The sequence below is a fragment of the Microbispora cellulosiformans genome (genome assembly GCF_008728085.1).
Classification (GTDB): Bacteria; Actinomycetota; Actinomycetes; order Streptosporangiales; family Streptosporangiaceae; genus Microbispora; species Microbispora amethystogenes.
Map to the genome: position 1 here is coordinate 847,458 of NZ_VYTZ01000001.1, position 15,731 is coordinate 863,188.

12 protein-coding genes, 1 tRNA gene and 1 pseudogene are annotated in these 15,731 nt (G+C 68.8%); 6 read left to right on the forward strand and 8 right to left on the reverse strand.

Annotated features, from left to right (window positions below; translation table 11 throughout):
* The first annotated feature begins 113 nt into the window (after positions 1–113).
* Positions 114–1,139: an ATP-binding cassette domain-containing protein gene (locus F5972_RS03560; protein ID WP_150930965.1), complete on the forward strand. Its 1,026-nt coding sequence runs from the start codon at positions 114–116 to the stop codon at positions 1,137–1,139.
* Positions 1,136–1,972: an ABC transporter permease gene (locus F5972_RS03565; RefSeq protein WP_150930967.1), complete on the forward strand. Its 837-nt coding sequence runs from the start codon at positions 1,136–1,138 to the stop codon at positions 1,970–1,972. The genes F5972_RS03560 and F5972_RS03565 overlap by 4 nt, the downstream gene beginning before the upstream one ends.
* Before the next feature lie 1,731 nt (positions 1,973–3,703).
* On the opposite strand, the pseudogene F5972_RS37805 reads toward F5972_RS03565, so the two are convergent.
* The 3 genes and pseudogenes from F5972_RS37805 to F5972_RS03580 form a co-directional block, all read right to left on the reverse strand.
* Positions 3,704–5,074 (reverse strand): annotated as a pseudogene (locus F5972_RS37805) (ATP-binding protein); the annotation flags it as partial.
* A gap of 171 nt (positions 5,075–5,245) precedes the next feature.
* On the reverse strand, positions 5,246–5,809 hold the full coding sequence (locus F5972_RS03575; protein WP_225311123.1) for a hypothetical protein: 564 nt from the start codon (positions 5,807–5,809) through the stop codon (positions 5,246–5,248).
* 126 nt (positions 5,810–5,935) lie between these two features.
* A complete protein-coding gene (locus F5972_RS03580) occupies positions 5,936–6,475 on the reverse strand; it encodes a GNAT family N-acetyltransferase (RefSeq protein WP_150930969.1) in 540 nt (179 codons plus the stop codon).
* A 180-nt stretch (positions 6,476–6,655) separates the two neighbouring features.
* Here F5972_RS03580 and F5972_RS03585 point away from each other — a divergent pair, with 180 nt between their 5' ends.
* Positions 6,656–6,874 carry a hypothetical protein gene (locus tag F5972_RS03585; RefSeq protein ID WP_150930972.1) on the forward strand — a complete coding sequence of 73 codons (219 nt, stop codon included), beginning with the start codon at positions 6,656–6,658 and terminating at the stop codon, positions 6,872–6,874.
* A 90-nt stretch (positions 6,875–6,964) separates the two neighbouring features.
* Here F5972_RS03585 and F5972_RS03590 read toward each other — a convergent pair whose 3' ends face one another.
* On the reverse strand, positions 6,965–7,837 hold the full coding sequence (locus F5972_RS03590) for a 5'-nucleotidase C-terminal domain-containing protein (RefSeq protein ID WP_150930973.1): 873 nt from the start codon (positions 7,835–7,837) through the stop codon (positions 6,965–6,967).
* A gap of 261 nt (positions 7,838–8,098) precedes the next feature.
* Here F5972_RS03590 and F5972_RS36910 point away from each other — a divergent pair, with 261 nt between their 5' ends.
* Together F5972_RS36910 and F5972_RS03595 are read left to right on the forward strand one after the other, a co-directional pair.
* On the forward strand, positions 8,099–8,242 hold the full coding sequence (locus F5972_RS36910; RefSeq protein WP_191909920.1) for a hypothetical protein: 144 nt from the start codon (positions 8,099–8,101) through the stop codon (positions 8,240–8,242).
* A gap of 511 nt (positions 8,243–8,753) precedes the next feature.
* A complete protein-coding gene (locus F5972_RS03595; protein WP_150930975.1) occupies positions 8,754–11,450 on the forward strand; it encodes a ricin-type beta-trefoil lectin domain protein in 2,697 nt (898 codons plus the stop codon).
* Between the two features lie 78 nt (positions 11,451–11,528).
* On the opposite strand, the gene F5972_RS03600 is transcribed toward F5972_RS03595, so the two are convergent.
* Entirely contained in the window at positions 11,529–11,927 is a 399-nt protein-coding gene (locus F5972_RS03600; protein ID WP_150930977.1) for a hypothetical protein, read from the reverse strand.
* 155 nt (positions 11,928–12,082) lie between these two features.
* On the opposite strand from F5972_RS03600, the gene F5972_RS03605 reads away from it, so the two are divergent.
* Complete coding sequence (locus F5972_RS03605; protein ID WP_191909921.1) at positions 12,083–12,874, forward strand: tyrosine-type recombinase/integrase; 792 nt, start codon at positions 12,083–12,085, stop codon at positions 12,872–12,874.
* Positions 12,875–12,933: 59 nt separating this feature from the next.
* Here the strand turns inward: F5972_RS03605 and F5972_RS03610 are convergent.
* The 3 genes from F5972_RS03610 to cysS form a co-directional block, all read right to left on the reverse strand.
* Positions 12,934–13,006 (reverse strand) — tRNA-Thr (locus tag F5972_RS03610).
* Positions 13,007–13,057: 51 nt separating this feature from the next.
* Complete coding sequence (gene rlmB, locus F5972_RS03615; protein WP_150930981.1) at positions 13,058–14,014, reverse strand: 23S rRNA (guanosine(2251)-2'-O)-methyltransferase RlmB; 957 nt, start codon at positions 14,012–14,014, stop codon at positions 13,058–13,060.
* 22 nt (positions 14,015–14,036) lie between these two features.
* Entirely contained in the window at positions 14,037–15,431 is a 1,395-nt protein-coding gene (cysS, locus tag F5972_RS03620; RefSeq protein ID WP_150930983.1) for a cysteine--tRNA ligase, read from the reverse strand.
* Between the last annotated feature and the right edge of the window lie 300 nt (positions 15,432–15,731).

The following is a 15,731-nucleotide window of genomic DNA, read 5'->3' on the forward strand; positions in this document are numbered from 1 at the left end:
ACTACCCGGCCGGCGCTCCGGGGCCGGGCTCGATCTCGGCTCTGGCCGAGTCGCGGCAACCGGTGAAACCTGGCCGAGGGCACCGTGAAACCCGGGCCGCCGACAGTGATGGCATGAGCATCACAGAATTCCGACCCTCCGGAGGCGGCCCGGCCCCGGCCGGGGGCACCGATCTGGCCGTACGGGTGCGAGGGCTCGTGAAGACGTTCGGCGAGCACCGCGCCGTCGACGGCATCGACCTCGACGTGCGTTCGGGCGAGATCTTCGGCGTCCTCGGCCCGAACGGCGCCGGGAAGACCACAACACTGCGCATGCTGGCCACCCTGCTGAAGATCGACGAGGGCCGCGCCGAGATCTTCGGGGTCGACGTGGCCGGCAACCCGCACGTGATCCGGCAGCTGGTCGGCGTCACGGGGCAGTACGCGTCGGTCGACGAGAACCTGACCGCCCGCGAGAACCTCTGGCTCTTCAGCCGCCTGCAGGGCGTCGCCGGGCCGCGCGCGCGGAGCATCTCCACCGAGCTGCTGGGTCAGTTCGGCCTGGAGGACGCCGCCGACAAACCGATCTCGCAGTTCTCCGGCGGCATGCGCCGGCGTCTCGACCTGGCGGCCAGCCTGATCACCAGGCCACCGCTGATCTTCCTCGACGAGCCGACCACCGGTCTCGACCCGCGTACGCGCGGCCAGATGTGGGACACCATCCGCGGTCTGGTCGCGGACGGCTGCACGGTGCTGCTGACCACGCAGTATCTGGACGAGGCCGACCAGCTCGCCGACCGCGTCGCCGTCATCGACCACGGCCGCAAGGTGGCCGAGGGCACCCCCGACGAACTGAAGACCGCCGTCGGCGACTCCACCCTCCAGTTGCTGCTCGCCGATCCGGGCGAGGTGCCCACGGCCGTGGAGGTCGTACGGCGCGTCCTCGGCTCCGAGCCGGTCCTCAGCCCGGAGAAGGGCCGTCTCAACGTCCCCCTCGACCAGGCCGACCTCGCCGCGGACGTACTGATCGCGCTGCGCTCCGCCGGGGTGTCGATCACCTCGGTGAGCGTGGACAAGCCCAGCCTGGACGAGGTGTTCCTGGCCCTCACCGGCCACGAGACGGACGGGGACGACGAGAAGCGCACGAAGGAGAACCGATGAGCACCGTGATCGCACCCTCCCGCGAGGTGGTCCGGGCCGCCGAGCGCGTGGCGTCCGCCCGGACGCGCGTCTCCATCAGGGAGACGCTCGGCCAGACCCTGATGATGGCGTGGCGGGCGCTCAAGAAGATGCGCCGCAACCCGGAGCAGTTCTTCGACGTGGCGCTCCAGCCGCTCCTGTTCACCGCGATGTTCGCCTTCATCTTCGGCGGCGCCATCGCCGGCGACGTGGCGAGCTATCTCCCTCTGATGATCCCCGGCATCGTCGCCCAGACGGTGCTGACGACGTGCATGGCCACGGGCACCCAGCTCCGCGAGGACATGGAGAAGGGAGTCTTCGACCGGTTCAAGTCGCTGCCGATCGCCCGGATCGCGCCGCTCGCCGGCCCGATGGTGGCCGACCTGCTGCGCTACACGATCGCGGCCACGCTGACCTTCGCCATGGGGCTGGTGATGGGCTACCGCCCGGAGGGCGGGCCGGCCGGAGTGCTCGCCGCGATCCTGCTGGCGGTCGTCACGGGCTGGTCGCTCGCGTGGGCCTTCACCTGGGTCGGCACGATCGCCCGGAGCGCCCAGGCCGTGCAGGGCATCTCGATGATGATCCTGTTCCCGCTGACGTTCCTGTCGAACGCGTTCGTCCCGGTCGAGACGCTGCCCGGCTGGCTGGCCGCGTTCGTCCGGGTCAACCCGGTCTCACACCTGGTCACGGCCACCCGCGACCTCGCCAACCACGCAGTCGTCAGCGGAGAGGTGGGCTGGACGCTCCTCGCGTGCGCCGTCGTCATCGCGATCTTCGCGCCGTTGTCGGTGCGGAGCTACAAGCGGCACATGTGACGCCCGTCCGTCCTGGCCGAAGACCTGCTCCACGAGGCGCCGCGCCTCGGGGAGCAGGTCCGCGCCGCGCCGGTCGCCGTACGCGGCCCTGACGGCGGCGAGCGTCCCGGGCGCGGCCCGTTCGGCGTACGGCTCGATCCGTTCGAAGGACATGCTGGGCATGCTGTTGTGGTACGTGAACCGCTCGGCCAGCACCAGCAGCCCGATCGCCTCGCGGGGAGTCATCGCTCCCCGCAGCAGCCCCCAGGCGCCGAGCGAGAAGAGCACCGTGCCGCACAGCGGGAAGTCGAAGGCGGGGTCGTCCACGGACCACAGGGCGGGGCCCCAGGTGTCGGAGAACGAACCCCCCGGGGCCAGCGGGTTGTGGCTCCGGGCGACGGAGAACAGCGTCTCACCGTACCCGGCGTCCTCCGGCGAGGCGTGGTACGCGTACGCCGTGAGGGCGACCGACACCGCGACGACCACCCACGGCGTCTCCGCCGGCTGGCTGCTCTTCGGCAGGCGCAGATCACGCGCCCGCTCGACGGCCAGGCGATACTCCCGGAGAGCCGCGGCCGTCTCGCCGCGGGTGAGGGCGAGCTCGGCCGAGCACATCGAGGCGATCGCCGACACTCCGAGCACCGCCTCACCGGCGTTGATCCGGGTGATCTCGGCGAGCTGGGCCTCGGCGGTGGCGAGATCGCCGTCGGCGAGGGCGGCGACCAGCAGCACCGTACGGAGCTGGCTCTCGTCCTCGGTCGCCGCGAGCCGGTGCAACACCGGAAGGGCGGTCAGCGCGTGCCCGACCGCCCCCCGGTGGTCGCCGCGCCGCATCACCAGGTGGGCGAGCGCGGTGTGCAGGATCGCGGCGAGCCACGGCCCGTCGTCCTCGGGCAGCATCGCCAGGGTCCGCTCGGCGGCCTCGATCGCCCCGGCCACGTCTCCCGCGTTCTCCAGGATGTAAACGCTCATCTGCGTCGCCATGGAGGCGACGTGCGGGTCGGGGCTCCGGCGCAGCTCCACCAGCCGGCGGTGTATCTCGGGCCCGTCGCCCAGGTGACACGCGAACAGCACCGTGACCATCGCCACCAGCCGGGGGTCCGTCGTGGCGCTGACGGGCAGCCTCTGGAGGAGGTCGCGCACCGGCTCGGCCCGGCGATCGGTGACCATGCTGTTCATGAGGGTGAGCAGCATGGCGCCCCTGGTCACCTCGACGAGGTGGGGGGGCGGCGTCCAGGCGGTGACCACCTCACAGATCGCGTCCAGGTGGACGAGAAGCCGGGAGTGGTCGCCGCGGATCGACCACAGCGCCCCGAGGCCGGCCAGCAACTGGATCGCCGCGGCCGGGTCGGCCTCGGCGAGGGCCTGCCGGAACAGATCGGCGAGGTTGCCCTCCTCCGCCCGCATCGCGTCGACCGCCGTGAACTGGGCCGCGGCGAACATCACGCGGCCGTGTTCCACGGCGTACGCCGTCGCCCAGGCCCGTTGCGCCTCCCGAGCGTCCGCCTCCTCACCGGCCTCCCGCAGCCGCATCCGCCCGAACTCCCTGACGGTCTCCAGCATCCGGTAGCGCAGGCCGTGCGGCGTCTCGGTGAGGCTCAGCATCGACTGCTCGGTCAGCGCGGCGAGGACGTGCAGGGCGTCCGGGCCGAGCACCTCTTCGGCCGTGGCCAGCGTGAAGCCGTCGCCGAACAGCGACAACCTCCGCAGCGCCCGCCGTTCCGGCTCGTCGAGCAGGTTCCACGACCAGTCGATCACCGCGAGCAGCGTCTGGTGCCGGTCCGGAGCCGTACGGTTCCCGCCGCGCAGCAGGGCGAACCGGTCCGCCAGCCGCCGCGCGATCTCCTCCACCGACATCACCCGCACCCTGGCCGCGGCGAGCTCGATCGCGAGCGGCAGCCCGTCGAGGCGGGCGACGATCTCCTCGGCCACGCCGTCGTCGATCCGTACGCCGGGGCGGGCGGCGGTGGCGCGCTGGCGGAACAACGCGACCGCCTCGGGCGCGGGCAGCGCGCCGAGCGGATAGGCGCGTTCGGCCGGGATCGACAGGGCGGCGCGCGAGGTGGTGAGCACCCGCAGGTCGCGGGTCGTCACGGTCAGGAAGCCCACCAGGTCGGCGACGGCCTCGATCACGTGCTCGCAGTTGTCCAGGATGAGCAGCGCCGGGGCCTGGTCGAGATGCCGGGCGATCCGGGCACGGATGTCGGAGCGCTGCTCGGCGGTCAGGGCACGTCGCCCGCTGACCGAGTCGCGGACCCCGAGCGCCGAGCCGACCTCGCCCACCACACCCTCGGGCGAGGAGACGCCGACGAGCTCGACGAAGTGCGCGACGGGCTGCGCGGCGTTCCGGCCGACGACGTGGGCCAGCCGCGTCTTGCCCAGCCCTCCGGGGCCGATGATGGAGACCACCCGGTTGGTCCGGAGCAGGGCGTGCACCGCGCGGATGTCGCCGTCCCGGCCCAGCAGCGAGGAACCGTCGAACAGGATGCCCTCACGCACCGGCCGGTCGGCGGCCAGGAGTTCGGCGTACACGCGGGTCAGCTCGGGCCCGGGCTCCGCGCCGAGCCGCTCCACCACGGCCGCGCGATACCGCTCGTAGCGCTCCAGCGCGGCGGCGGCGCCCCGTACGGCGGCCTCGCTGCGCAGCAGGCAGGCGAGCAGTTCCTCGTCGTGCGGCCGGTCGGCGGCGGCCTCCTCCAGCAGCGGCAGCGCGCCCTCGTGGGCGCCGCTCCGGCCACGGGCGATCGCCGCCACCCGCCGCGCCTCGGCCGCCCACCCCGCCGCGACGCCCCTGAGCTCCGCGAGCGGGCCCGTCGCGCCGTCCGAACCGATCTTCCCGAGATCGATCGCCTCCTCGGCGCGGCGGCGCGCGAGCGCCACGTCGTCCTCTCCCAGCGCGACGCGTGCCTGCTCCACCAGCGCGGCGAGCAGCAGCGCGTCCACCTCGTCGACGGCGAGCCCGAGCCGGTAACCGCGCGGGACCCGGACCACCACATCGGCGTGGGTCGCCGCCCTGGTCCGCGACACGACCACCTGCAGCGCCTTCGCCGGATTGGCCGGCGCCTCCTCAGGCCACAGCTCCTCGATCAGGCGCTCGTCGCCGACCCCCGCGCGTCCGTGCATGGCGAGCACGGCCAGCAGGGTCTGCGCACGGAAGCCGACCACGCGCGCACCCCGCCAGCGGACGCCGTCGAGCAGGACAAGTTCAGGGGACACACCTTCAGCTTACGGACGAGCCCCCCGTCACGAGCGTGCCCACGCATCTCGGGCAGGACTCGGTCTCCTGTCATCCGGTCAGGTGTCGCACGAGTCGCAGACGCCGGTTGACGGAAGCTGCATGGAGCAGCGGAGACAGATCCGCGGAGGTCTCTCAGGGCGTCGGCGATCGACGGCTGCCTGGAGTCGTGGGGCGAGCGCGGGAACGCCACCGTCAGGAGGAAGCGTCGCGCAGAAGCGCTGATAGCAGGCTAACCGGGAGCGTGCGGCGTGTTTCTCGCGTTCTATGACATCGTCCACCGGCGGCTCTCCGGCTATCTCAAGAACTTCCTTGTAGCCCTCCCCCACCATGCCGTCATCGGTGTGCACCACGAGAGCGGTGAGCGGCGGGTCTCCGCGGCGTTGAGCTTCCCGAACCACCTTGCTGAGGACGGTTCCGATCCAGTTGTGCAGCAGAGTCGTCGTGCGGATTCCGGTGCTCTCCTGGATCTTCTCGGCGAGCTCCTTGTAGGTGATGAGCGCGTGATACGTGCGCGCCACTTCGACGAGCACGGGGTAGGCCGCAGCCGCCCACAACTCCCGCGCCTCCGCCGCCGTCACGGAACCGCCGTCGGATACGCGCCAATAGCCACGCTGTGCCATGCCCAGCCCATCCTGCGTCCGGTCGTTCAGTGGTGATCGACACCCTCCAGCGCCATACTTCCCCAGGCCCGCCCTCCACACCACCGAAGCGCTGGGCTCGACAGATCGCGGCCGGTGTTCACGGCTCTATCTCTGATCGAGTACGCGTGTCATCCAGATCGTGTTGCCGCGTTCGGCGTCCTCGGTGACGCGGTCGCTTCGGTGGAAACCGAGCTTCTCGAGGACGCGGAACGAGGGTGCGTTCCACTCCCGCACAGTCGCCCAGAGCCGTCCGCGTCCTGTTCGCGCCACGGCTTCCATGACCGCACGGGCGGCTTCCGTCGCATAGCCATGGCCGTGAGCTCGTCGTGCCAGCTCGTACGCGATCTCGGGTTCGTCGAAGGTCGCCTGGCCGACGGTCAGTCCGCAGTACCCGATGAACTCACCGGTGTCCCGCAGCTCGATCGGCAGCAACCCGAGCCCCGGATCCGCCATCAGCGGATTGCCGAGGAGCCGGCCGCGCATCTCCTCGAGCGTCGGGCGTCCCTCGGCGTCGATCCGCCGTAGCGCTGTGGGACCCCGCTCAAGCCACAACCCGCGGTAGTCCTCGGCATCCGACGGCGCCCACCGCCGCAACCGCAGCCGCTCGGTCACCAGCTCGGCCGGTAGATCCGTATAGATCCCCACCCGGCCAACCTAACCCGTGCAGACCAGAGATTGGCGGGGAAAGTTTCAGGGCCTGTCCGGCATCGCCGCAGGTCGCCTCTTAGGGAAACAGCGAAGGAGAAGATGAACTGTACGGATATCGCCCGCGCTGTGATGCTTCGCAGTGGAAGTCCGGCACGAGATTCGCTCCAAGGAGGGTAAGTGCGGAAAATCAAATCATTGGCCGTCGCCGGCGCATTGATCAGTGGGCTGACGGTCGTCGCGAACGCCGCCCCCGCGCACGCCGACACACTTCGCAACGTCTACTACTCCTCCTCCGACTGCTACCGGTACGGGGACTACGGCGTCCAGAACCACATGTGGACCTGGTACCACTGCGATTACCAGTACAACTTCTGGTTCCTCTGGAGCGTCCCGTAAAAGGTCCTCCAGCGCCGTGACCGGATCCGAGGTTCACTGATCGCCGGGCGGAACGGATTCCGCCCGGCGATCAGCTTGTTCAGACCATGCTCATCGAATGGTGACCCGGTCGCCGGCCGGTGCGCTGACCGGCGAGTTCTTCACCAGATAGGTGGCCAGGGCCCCCCTGTCGTCCGGGCCGCCGCGATAGACGCTGGTGACTCCGGGCCATCGGGGGAAACCTTCGTAGCCGCCCACCAGGACGTAGTTGGCCGCGACTCTGATGACCTGGTCGTCGGCCACCGGAACGCCGTTCAACGTCATCTCGGTGACCGCGCCGCCCTCCAGCGTGTAGCGGAGCGAGGACGACGGCGTGAGCACCCAGCCCTGCGCGTTCGGGTAGGCGAGGACGGACTTCAGCGCGGCGCCGGTGACCTCCCACACGTCCACCGCGAACCCGGCCGGAAGCGTCGCGAACACCTCCTCGTAGGTGACCGGGCCCGCGTCGAGGTCCAGGTGGAATCCGTACCTGCTGACCAGGGCCGCCTCCGCGCCCGACCGGGCCTGAACCGCGGCGAGGTTGGCATCGGCGACCAGTTCGGCCAGCGGGCCGCCACTGGGCGTCCGGACGATGGGCTCGGAGGTCTCACCGAAGGTCTCGTCCGCGCCGGGCATACCGCACTCGAAGTAGTAGAGCTTGTCGGACATCAGACCGTCGGGCTGCCTGAGCTCGATCTGGACCGACGTATGACCCGATGGATCCGTCTCGTAGTCCCATTCCCAGTCGATAGTCGCGAGCAGGGCGGTGAAGCTGCCGTTGTGCCTGGTGGGGGATTTCAGGTTCTTCCATTGCTCGGTGCCGACGACGCGGTATTGGATGAGCTGCAGACCCGGAGGGAGTCCTTCGAAGGTCCCGTAGACATTGAAGGTGACCGGGCACTTCGTCGCAGTGGTTCGCTCGAATGAGAGAGTGAGTTTCCGCACCGTATTGCCGGCCGATGCGAGTGGGGCGGAAGCCGTCCCGGAAAAGGATCGCGGGGGTGCGGCTTGCGCAGAGGGAACGAAAGCACCGAACACGAGGACCGCGATGCCCGCCAGCCCTGCGATCCGACGCCCGGCCCTACTGAGTAATCCCACAGTTTTCCCATCTGTCGATGAGGACAAGGACGAGCAGACACTAGCCACGCCGACCGACAATTCCGCGCGCCGAATTAGTTGACGCCGTACGACACGACCGTCGTGCTGATGTCCCCGCACCACACGGGCGTCATGGGGCGCCCGGAGACCGCCACCGGCGCCCGGTCCGCAGGCACCGACCGCCACCGCATCGTCGACCGGCTGCTCGCCCGCTCCAGCCTCAACCAGCTGTGGACCACCGATCGAATGTGATCGCTTTTGTTGATGAAAGTTTCACCAGCATGTGCGATTCACCACCGGTGATGCGAGTCGCTCCTCCCTCTGCCCGCCCAAATCGCGGACCGGTCCGGACAGGGGGTCTGGCGCGCCACTGACACCGCCTGCAGGACCGCGACAGGCGAAAGGCGACCGGCACGACGGCGGAGGAACCGGCACCTGACCTGGAAGAACGGACCCACGAGCGACCAGATCCCGCCGTACGCCCGACCGGCGGCGTCCCACCGCGACCCACGGGAGGCCCACCGCACCGCGGAAAGATCACCCGGCATCGCGCCGCCGGGTGAGTGAAGGGGTGCCTCCCCGCACTCCATCGACTGTTGCCAGAAACCTCTGTTAATGCGACATTACCCCCACACATCACTCGGCATACGTCATACGTTACTGCGACCAATGAGCCACCTGCGGGGCACACCCCGAGGAGTTCTCTCACGGCGGGGTTATTACGCGGTGAAAATCTGCTCGGAATCAGCGAAAGGAACAGAGCGTGAAGTCAGCCCTGTCCACCACTGGGAAGGCGTTAGCAGCGCTCGCGGTGTTCGTCGCCGCTGCACTGCTGCCGGTCTTCGCAGGTAGTACCCCGGCCTCGGCGGCGACCCAGGCCACCTACTACGTCGCCCCCGACGGCAACGACGCCAACCCCGGAACGATCACGTCACCGTTCAGGACACTGCAGCGCGCGAGGGACGTCGTCCGCACGGTGAACGCCAACATGACGGGTGACATCTTCGTTTATCTCCGTGGGGGCACCTATTCGGTCAGCAGCACCATCGACTTCACGCCCGCCGACTCCGGCACGAATGGCTATCGGGTCACATACGCCGCGTACCAGAACGAGACGCCGGTCCTCACCGGAGGCGTCCAGGTGACCGGATGGACGCAGCACAGCGGCAACATCTGGAAAGCCCCGCTGAATCGCAGCAACAAGCTCCGTGCGCTCTATGTCAACGACAAGCGAGCGTTCATGGCCTCGAAGACGATGAACTCGGCGGGATGCTACGGCACCTACACCATCACGGCGGGACAGGCGTCCTGGGCGTGGGAATCCGGTTCGCAGTGCGCGGGAGCGAAGTACAGCCTGAACGACTTTCCCGCCGTCGCCGCCAATCAGGACGACATCGAGATAGAGACCGCGACGACCTGGACCACGGCCATCGTGGGCGTCAGGCAGGTCACCACCGAGGGCTCGAACCGTATAGCCCTGTTCCAGCAGCCGGGAGCGGCCATCGCCCAGGGCGCCTTCAACGGCAACGCCCAGGTCGGCGGCAGCCACAAGGTCATGAACGCTTATGAGTTCCTGGACGCGCCGGGCGAGTTCTACTTCGACAAGACGAGCCGGACGTTGTACTACTACAAATCGGGCTCGGAAGACATGACGACCGCGTCGGTCTGGGCGCCGAACAACGTGTCCACCCTTCTCAGGGTCGCCGGCACCTCCACGAGCAGCCGCGCCCGGAACATCACGTTCTCCGGCCTGACGGTCCAGCACTCCGACTGGAACCTGTTCAACGTGGCCGGCTCGGTGCTCAAGCAGGCCCAGCAGGGCAACCTCGGCGCCATCGCGTACGCCAAGCAGAACTTCCACGCCTACTACTACCGCAACGTCGACCTGGCGCCCGGCATGATCCAGCTCGAGAACGCCGACGGGCTCGTCCTGCAGAACAACCGGATCCAGCACACCGGCGTCGACGGAATCACCCTGGCCAACGACGTGGTGAACACGCAGCTGATCGGGAACTACACCAACGACATCGCCGGATCCGCCATCTCCGTGGGCCATCCCCAGCATGTCTACATCGGCGACTACACCTCGACGAACCGCGAGAAGTATCCCGTCCAGGTCGAAGGCGCGCCCAAGAACATCGAGATCAAGAACAACTACATCTACGACAGCGCCGTGTTGTTCAACGGGCACAGCCCGATCTCGGCCTACTTCGCCGACACCCTGTCCATCCAGCACAACCGCATCGAGAAGACCCCGTGGTCCGGCATCACGCTCGGCTGGGGGTGGTGGAACTTCGACGGGTCGTCAGGCTCGATCGCGCCCAACCGGCCGACCACCACGGCGAAGAACAACACCATCAGCTACAACCACATCATCGACACGGTGCAGCGGCTGAGCGACACGGCGCCCATCTACACGCTGGGCAACCAGCCGGGAACCACGATCACCAACAACTACCTGCAGGGCGTCCCGTCCGGTCACAAGTACGGACTCCACCCGGACGAGGGCTCGGGGAACATGACGTTCCGCGACAACGTCCTGAGCGTGGACAAGAACGTCACGTGGCTCATCAACTCCGACGACTTCGGGCGTAAGCACGACCTGAGCATCACGCAGACCTACGGCCCCATCAACAAGGTCTCCAACAAGAACCTGCCGAACAGCACGGTCCAGGACATCCTCGTGTACTCCGACTATGTCTGGCCGTCGCAGGCCTACGGCATCGCCGTGAACTCCGGGCTCGAGGACGCGTACCGGAACATCGTCCCGCAGAGCAATCTCTCCCTGCCGGATTACGTCCTGCCCGCCAGCACGTTCGTCGCCGCCGGGGTGACCTCGATCCCCATCCGGAGCGCCGGCGACGCGAGCAAGACCGTCTGGCTGGCTCCCTCGGGCACGACGTCCTTCACCGCCGGCGCCACGATGACCAGGGCGGACGGAACCGCGACCTCCATCGCCGTTCCGACGACGAACGGTGAATACCGGCTCTACGTCGTGGACGCCCAGGGAAATCGATCGGCTGAGTCGAAGTCGCTCGTCAGGCAAGGAAACGGCGGCGGGAACGGCCAGCAGAGCGGCACGATCGTGGGCACTCAGTCGGGCCGGTGTGTGGACGTCAGTGGCGGCACGGCGACCAACGGCGCTCAGGCGCAGCTGTGGGACTGCAACGGACAGACCAACCAGCGGTGGACGTACACGTCGGGCAAGCAGCTGCAGGTGTTCGGCAACAAGTGCCTGGACGCCTACGGCCAGGGCACCTCGAACGGCACCCAGGTGATCATCTGGGACTGCAACAGTCAGACCAACCAGCAGTGGAACGTCAACTCCAACGGCACCATCACCGGTGTGCAGTCCGGGCTGTGCCTCGACGCCAACGCGGCCGGCACCGCCAACGGCACGAAGCTCATCCTCTGGGCCTGCAACGGCGGCAACAACCAGAAGTGGAGCCTGCGCAGCTGACGTAATGGTTCCACCGGGCCGCGGACGGTGCCACGCGCCCCGCCCGCGGCCCACCCTTTTGTATGACCCGTGCCGTATTCACAGGCAGCGGAGCCACCCGACCATGGGGTACGAGCCCTTGCCGTCCGGAAGGCGAACCCAAAGGTAACCGGCCTCAACCCGGACACCACTCACCTGTTCGTCCCCATCCCCCTTGAGGCACTCGGGCCGTCCCCCGCTGATGGAGCGCCCTCCGCGATCCATCCATGGGATGTCCGCGGGAAGAAGTATGTTTCCCTCTTCGATCGTGACGACTCCGGAGCCTTCCTCCCCTGTAACAGTGGCCGTCCCATAGGAGTAGGTCAGCGCCTTCGAGCCGAACGGCAGGTTGTGCGTGGTGAGAGCACCGACTACCGCGGCGATCAGGAGAAGCACGGCGACCAGCACGGGATGGATTCCGACCCGACGAACGGTCGACTGCGCAGGATTGAGGGTCATGCCCGGACTGTATGACGATCACAGAATCCTGTCGGCGCACTTCCGCACAAGCACGAGGCTTCCTGCTGCGCTCGACACCACCCCAGCGGACCCGCTGGAATCAACCCCTGAGGTCTCCACCGAAGCCGAGGCGGTTCATCCGCAACATGCGAGCCATGCTCCGGAAGGCGCTGAGCCAGGCGGAGCGCGAGGGCCTGATCGTGCGGAACGTCGCGGCGCTCTCGCTGCCTCCTCGCATTCGGCAGTCGGAGGGGCGGACGCTCACAATCGATCAGGCGCACACACTCCTCGACGCGGTCGCCGAACATCGCCTCGGCCTGGTCGTCCTTCTCTCGCTCGTCTTCGGGCTGCGGCGCGGGGAAGCTCTGGGGTTGATGTGGGACGCGTTCGATCCCGAGGCGAAGACGCTGCGGATCACGCACGCCGTGAAGCGGCTCAAGAACCGGGACGCGAACGCCGAGACCAGGACGAAGATCGTGATCAGCGAGGTCAAGACTCCGAATTCACGCCGGACACTGGCCTTGACCTCCGAACTGGTCGACGCGCTCAAGGCGTACCGGGCCAAGCACAACGCCGCACGGTTGAAGGCCGGCGACGCATGGCGAGAACACGGCCTGGTCTTCCCCACCTCATCGGGCCGTCCGTCCGACCCGGACAACTTCTCTCACGTCTTCTCGCGCCTGACCAAGAGCGCGGGCCTGGGCCACTGGCACCCGCACGAACTCCGCCACTCCGGAGCCTCGATCATGCTCGCCCAGGGGACCCCCTTGCACGTGGTCTCCGAAGTCCTCGGGCACGCCAGCGTCGCGATCACCAAAGACGTCTACGGCCACCTCATGGAAGGCGACCGGCGGGCGGCGACGGAGGCCATTTCCGGCGCTCTGCTGGGGCAACGGAAGCGGGTGGCTCCCAGGGTGGCTCCCAACGACGCCGAAGAGACCGGATGAGCCGCGAAAGCACAAGGCCCCTGACCGGGAATCACCTGGTCAGGGGCTTGTCGTACGAGAGCCGCCTTGGGGAATCGAACCCCAGACCTTCTGTTTACAAGACAGATGCTCTGCCGATTGAGCTAAGGCGGCCTGCTACCCACACGAGTTTAGTGGGCCGGGGGCCGTACCGTCACGACGGAATCACCGGCGGCGGTGGCGGGCGACCTCGTAGAGGGCGATCCCGGCGGCCACGCCGGCGTTCAGTGACTCGGCGGCGGCGTTCATGGGGATGCGGGCGATCTGGTCGCACGACTCCCTGACCAGGCGCGACAGGCCCTTGCCCTCCGAGCCGACGACCACGACGAGCGGTTCGGAGGCCAGCTCGACGTCGGCGATGTCCACGGTGGCGGTGCCGTCGAGGCCGATCACGAAGAGGCCCTCCTCCCGGTACGCCTGGAGCGTCTGGGTGAGGTTCGAGGCGCGGGCGACGGGCAGGGTGGCGAGGGTGCCCGCCGAGGTCTTCCAGGCGCCCGCGCTGACGCCGGCCGAGCGGCGGGACGGGATGAGCAGCCCGTGCGCGCCGAAGGCGGTCGCGGAGCGCGCGATGGCGCCGAGGTTGCGGGGGTCGGTCACGCTGTCCAGGGCGACGATCAGCGGCACCTCCGCCGCGTCCCTGGCCCGCTCCACGAGCTGCTCGGGATGCGCGTACTCGTACGGCGGGATCTGCAGCCCGACACCCTGGTGGACCGTGCTCTCGGTCAGCCGGTCGAGCCGGTCGCGGCCGATCTCCAGCAGCGCGATCCCGCGGTCGGCCGCGATCTTGATGGCCTCGCGGACCCGGTCGTCGCTGTCGATCCGCTGCGCCACGTACAGCGTGCTCGCGGGGACGCCGGCCCGCAGCGCCTCGACCACCGGGTTGCGCCCGCCGATGACCTCGGGAGCGTCGTCCCTGCGCGTACGGCTCGGCGTACGCGAGGACGAGGCGCCGCCCCGCGACTCCCGCTCGATCCGCTCGGCGCGGGCCTTGTCCTTGTACCAGTGCCGCATCTCCGCCGGCGGCGTCGCTCCCCTGCCCTCCAGGGAGCGGCGAACCTTGCCACCGGAGCCCTTCGCCGGCCCTTGCTTCTTCGACGGCTTCCCTGAAGCCCTACCCGCCATGGTCTCTAGCGTAGGGCCACGTTTACCGTGCCAGCTCCCACCGCGGGCCCTGTGGGGTGTCCTCGACCACGATGCCCGCGGCGGCGAGCTGGTCGCGGATCGCGTCGGCCGCCGCGTAGTCCTTGCGGGCACGGGCGGCCTGCCGCTGCTCCAGCGCCACCGCCACGAGCGCGTCCACGACCTCCCGCAGCCCCGAGTCGCCGGTCGTACGCCACTGCTCCGACCTCGGGTCGAGGCCGATCACGTCGAGCATGTTCTGCGTCTCGGCGAGCAGCCGGGCGACCTGCTCCTTGTTGCCCTGGGCCAGGGCGACGTTGCCCTCGCGGACGACCTCGTGGACCACGGCGAGCGCCTGGGAGACGTTCAGGTCGTCGTCCAGGGCGTCCACGAACGCCTGCGGCAGCGGAGCGGCGGCGTCCACGTCGTGGATCACCTCGGCGGCCCGGGTGACGAACCCCTCGATCCGGCGGTATCCGGCCGCCGCCTCCTGGAGCGCCTCGTCGGAGTAGTCGATGGCGGAGCGGTAGTGGGCCGCGACCAGGTAGTAGCGGAGCTCCACCGGGCGCACCTTGCGCAGCATGTCGGGGATCAGCAGCGAGTTGCCGAGCGACTTGCTCATCTTCTCGCCGCCGAGCTTGAGCATGCCGTTGTGCAGCCAGTAGCGCGCGAAGCCGTCGCCCGCCGCCTGCGACTGGGCGATCTCGTTCTCGTGGTGCGGGAAGATCAGGTCGACGCCACCGCCGTGGATGTCGAACGTGCCGCCGAGATACTTGGTCGCCATGGCCGAGCACTCCAGGTGCCAGCCCGGACGGCCCCGGCCCCACGGTGTCGGCCATGTGGGCTCGCCGGGCTTGGCGCCCTTCCACAGCGCGAAGTCGCGCGGGTCGCGCTTGAGCGAGTCGGTGTCGGTGTCGCCCGCCGCCCGCATGTTCTCCAGCTTCTGGTTGGAGAGCTTGCCGTACCGGTCGGCGTAGGAGACCACGTCGAAGTAGACGTCGCCGCCCGACGCGTACGCGTGCCCCTTGTCCATCAGACGCCGCATCAGCTCGACCATCTCGGGCACGTGACCCATCGCGCGCGGCTCGACGGTCGGCGGCAGGCAGCCGAGCTGGTCGTACGCCCAGGTGAAGGCGCGCTGGTTGCGCTCGGAGACGACGAACCAGGGCACGCCCTCCGAGGCGGCCACCCTGATGATCTTGTCGTCGAGGTCGGTCACGTTGCGGCAGAAGACGACGTCGAAGCCCTGCCGCAGCAGCCATCGGCGCAGGACGTCGAAGTTCACGCCGGACCTGATGTGACCGATGTGCGGCGGAGCCTGAACGGTCGCACCACACAGATACATCGAGACCCGGCCGGGCTCGACGGGTACGAATTCACGGACCGTACGCGTGCTGGTGTCGTAGAGGTGCAGGCTCACGAAGGCTAGGCTAACGCCTGACGCCACAGCACAGGGCTACTTGGGCGGCCGTGAATGCCTCCGCCTGGCGGAGCGGTGAAACATACGTCACATAAGTCCCGATTTAAGCCCCAGCAAAGCCGGTATTGATCGAATCGGGGCCGCGCGAAAGCCTCGCGCCGGTGCCGCGACGGCCGCGCCCCGGACTCGCCGTCCGAGCAGGGCCCGACCCTTCACACCGCGCGACGCGCCGTCACGACACGAAGCGGGCCGGCACCCCAGTGCGATCAACCCGCCGGTCCGATTCTGTAGGCTCGAAAC

What these genes read in the sequence shown, in the direction of transcription:
- F5972_RS03560 (WP_150930965.1), top strand. Translation starts at nt 114, where the DNA reads ATGAGCATCACAGAATTCCGACCCTCCGGAGGCGGCCCGGCCCCGGCC.
- F5972_RS03565 (WP_150930967.1), top strand. Translation starts at nt 1,136, where the DNA reads ATGAGCACCGTGATCGCACCCTCCCGCGAGGTGGTCCGGGCCGCCGAG.
- F5972_RS03575 (WP_225311123.1), bottom strand. Translation starts at nt 5,809, where the DNA reads ATGGCACAGCGTGGCTATTGGCGCGTATCCGACGGCGGTTCCGTGACG.
- F5972_RS36910 (WP_191909920.1), top strand. Translation starts at nt 8,099, where the DNA reads ATGTCCCCGCACCACACGGGCGTCATGGGGCGCCCGGAGACCGCCACC.
- F5972_RS03600 (WP_150930977.1), bottom strand. Translation starts at nt 11,927, where the DNA reads ATGACCCTCAATCCTGCGCAGTCGACCGTTCGTCGGGTCGGAATCCAT.
- F5972_RS03605 (WP_191909921.1), top strand. Translation starts at nt 12,083, where the DNA reads ATGCTCCGGAAGGCGCTGAGCCAGGCGGAGCGCGAGGGCCTGATCGTG.
- rlmB (WP_150930981.1), bottom strand. Translation starts at nt 14,014, where the DNA reads ATGGCGGGTAGGGCTTCAGGGAAGCCGTCGAAGAAGCAAGGGCCGGCG.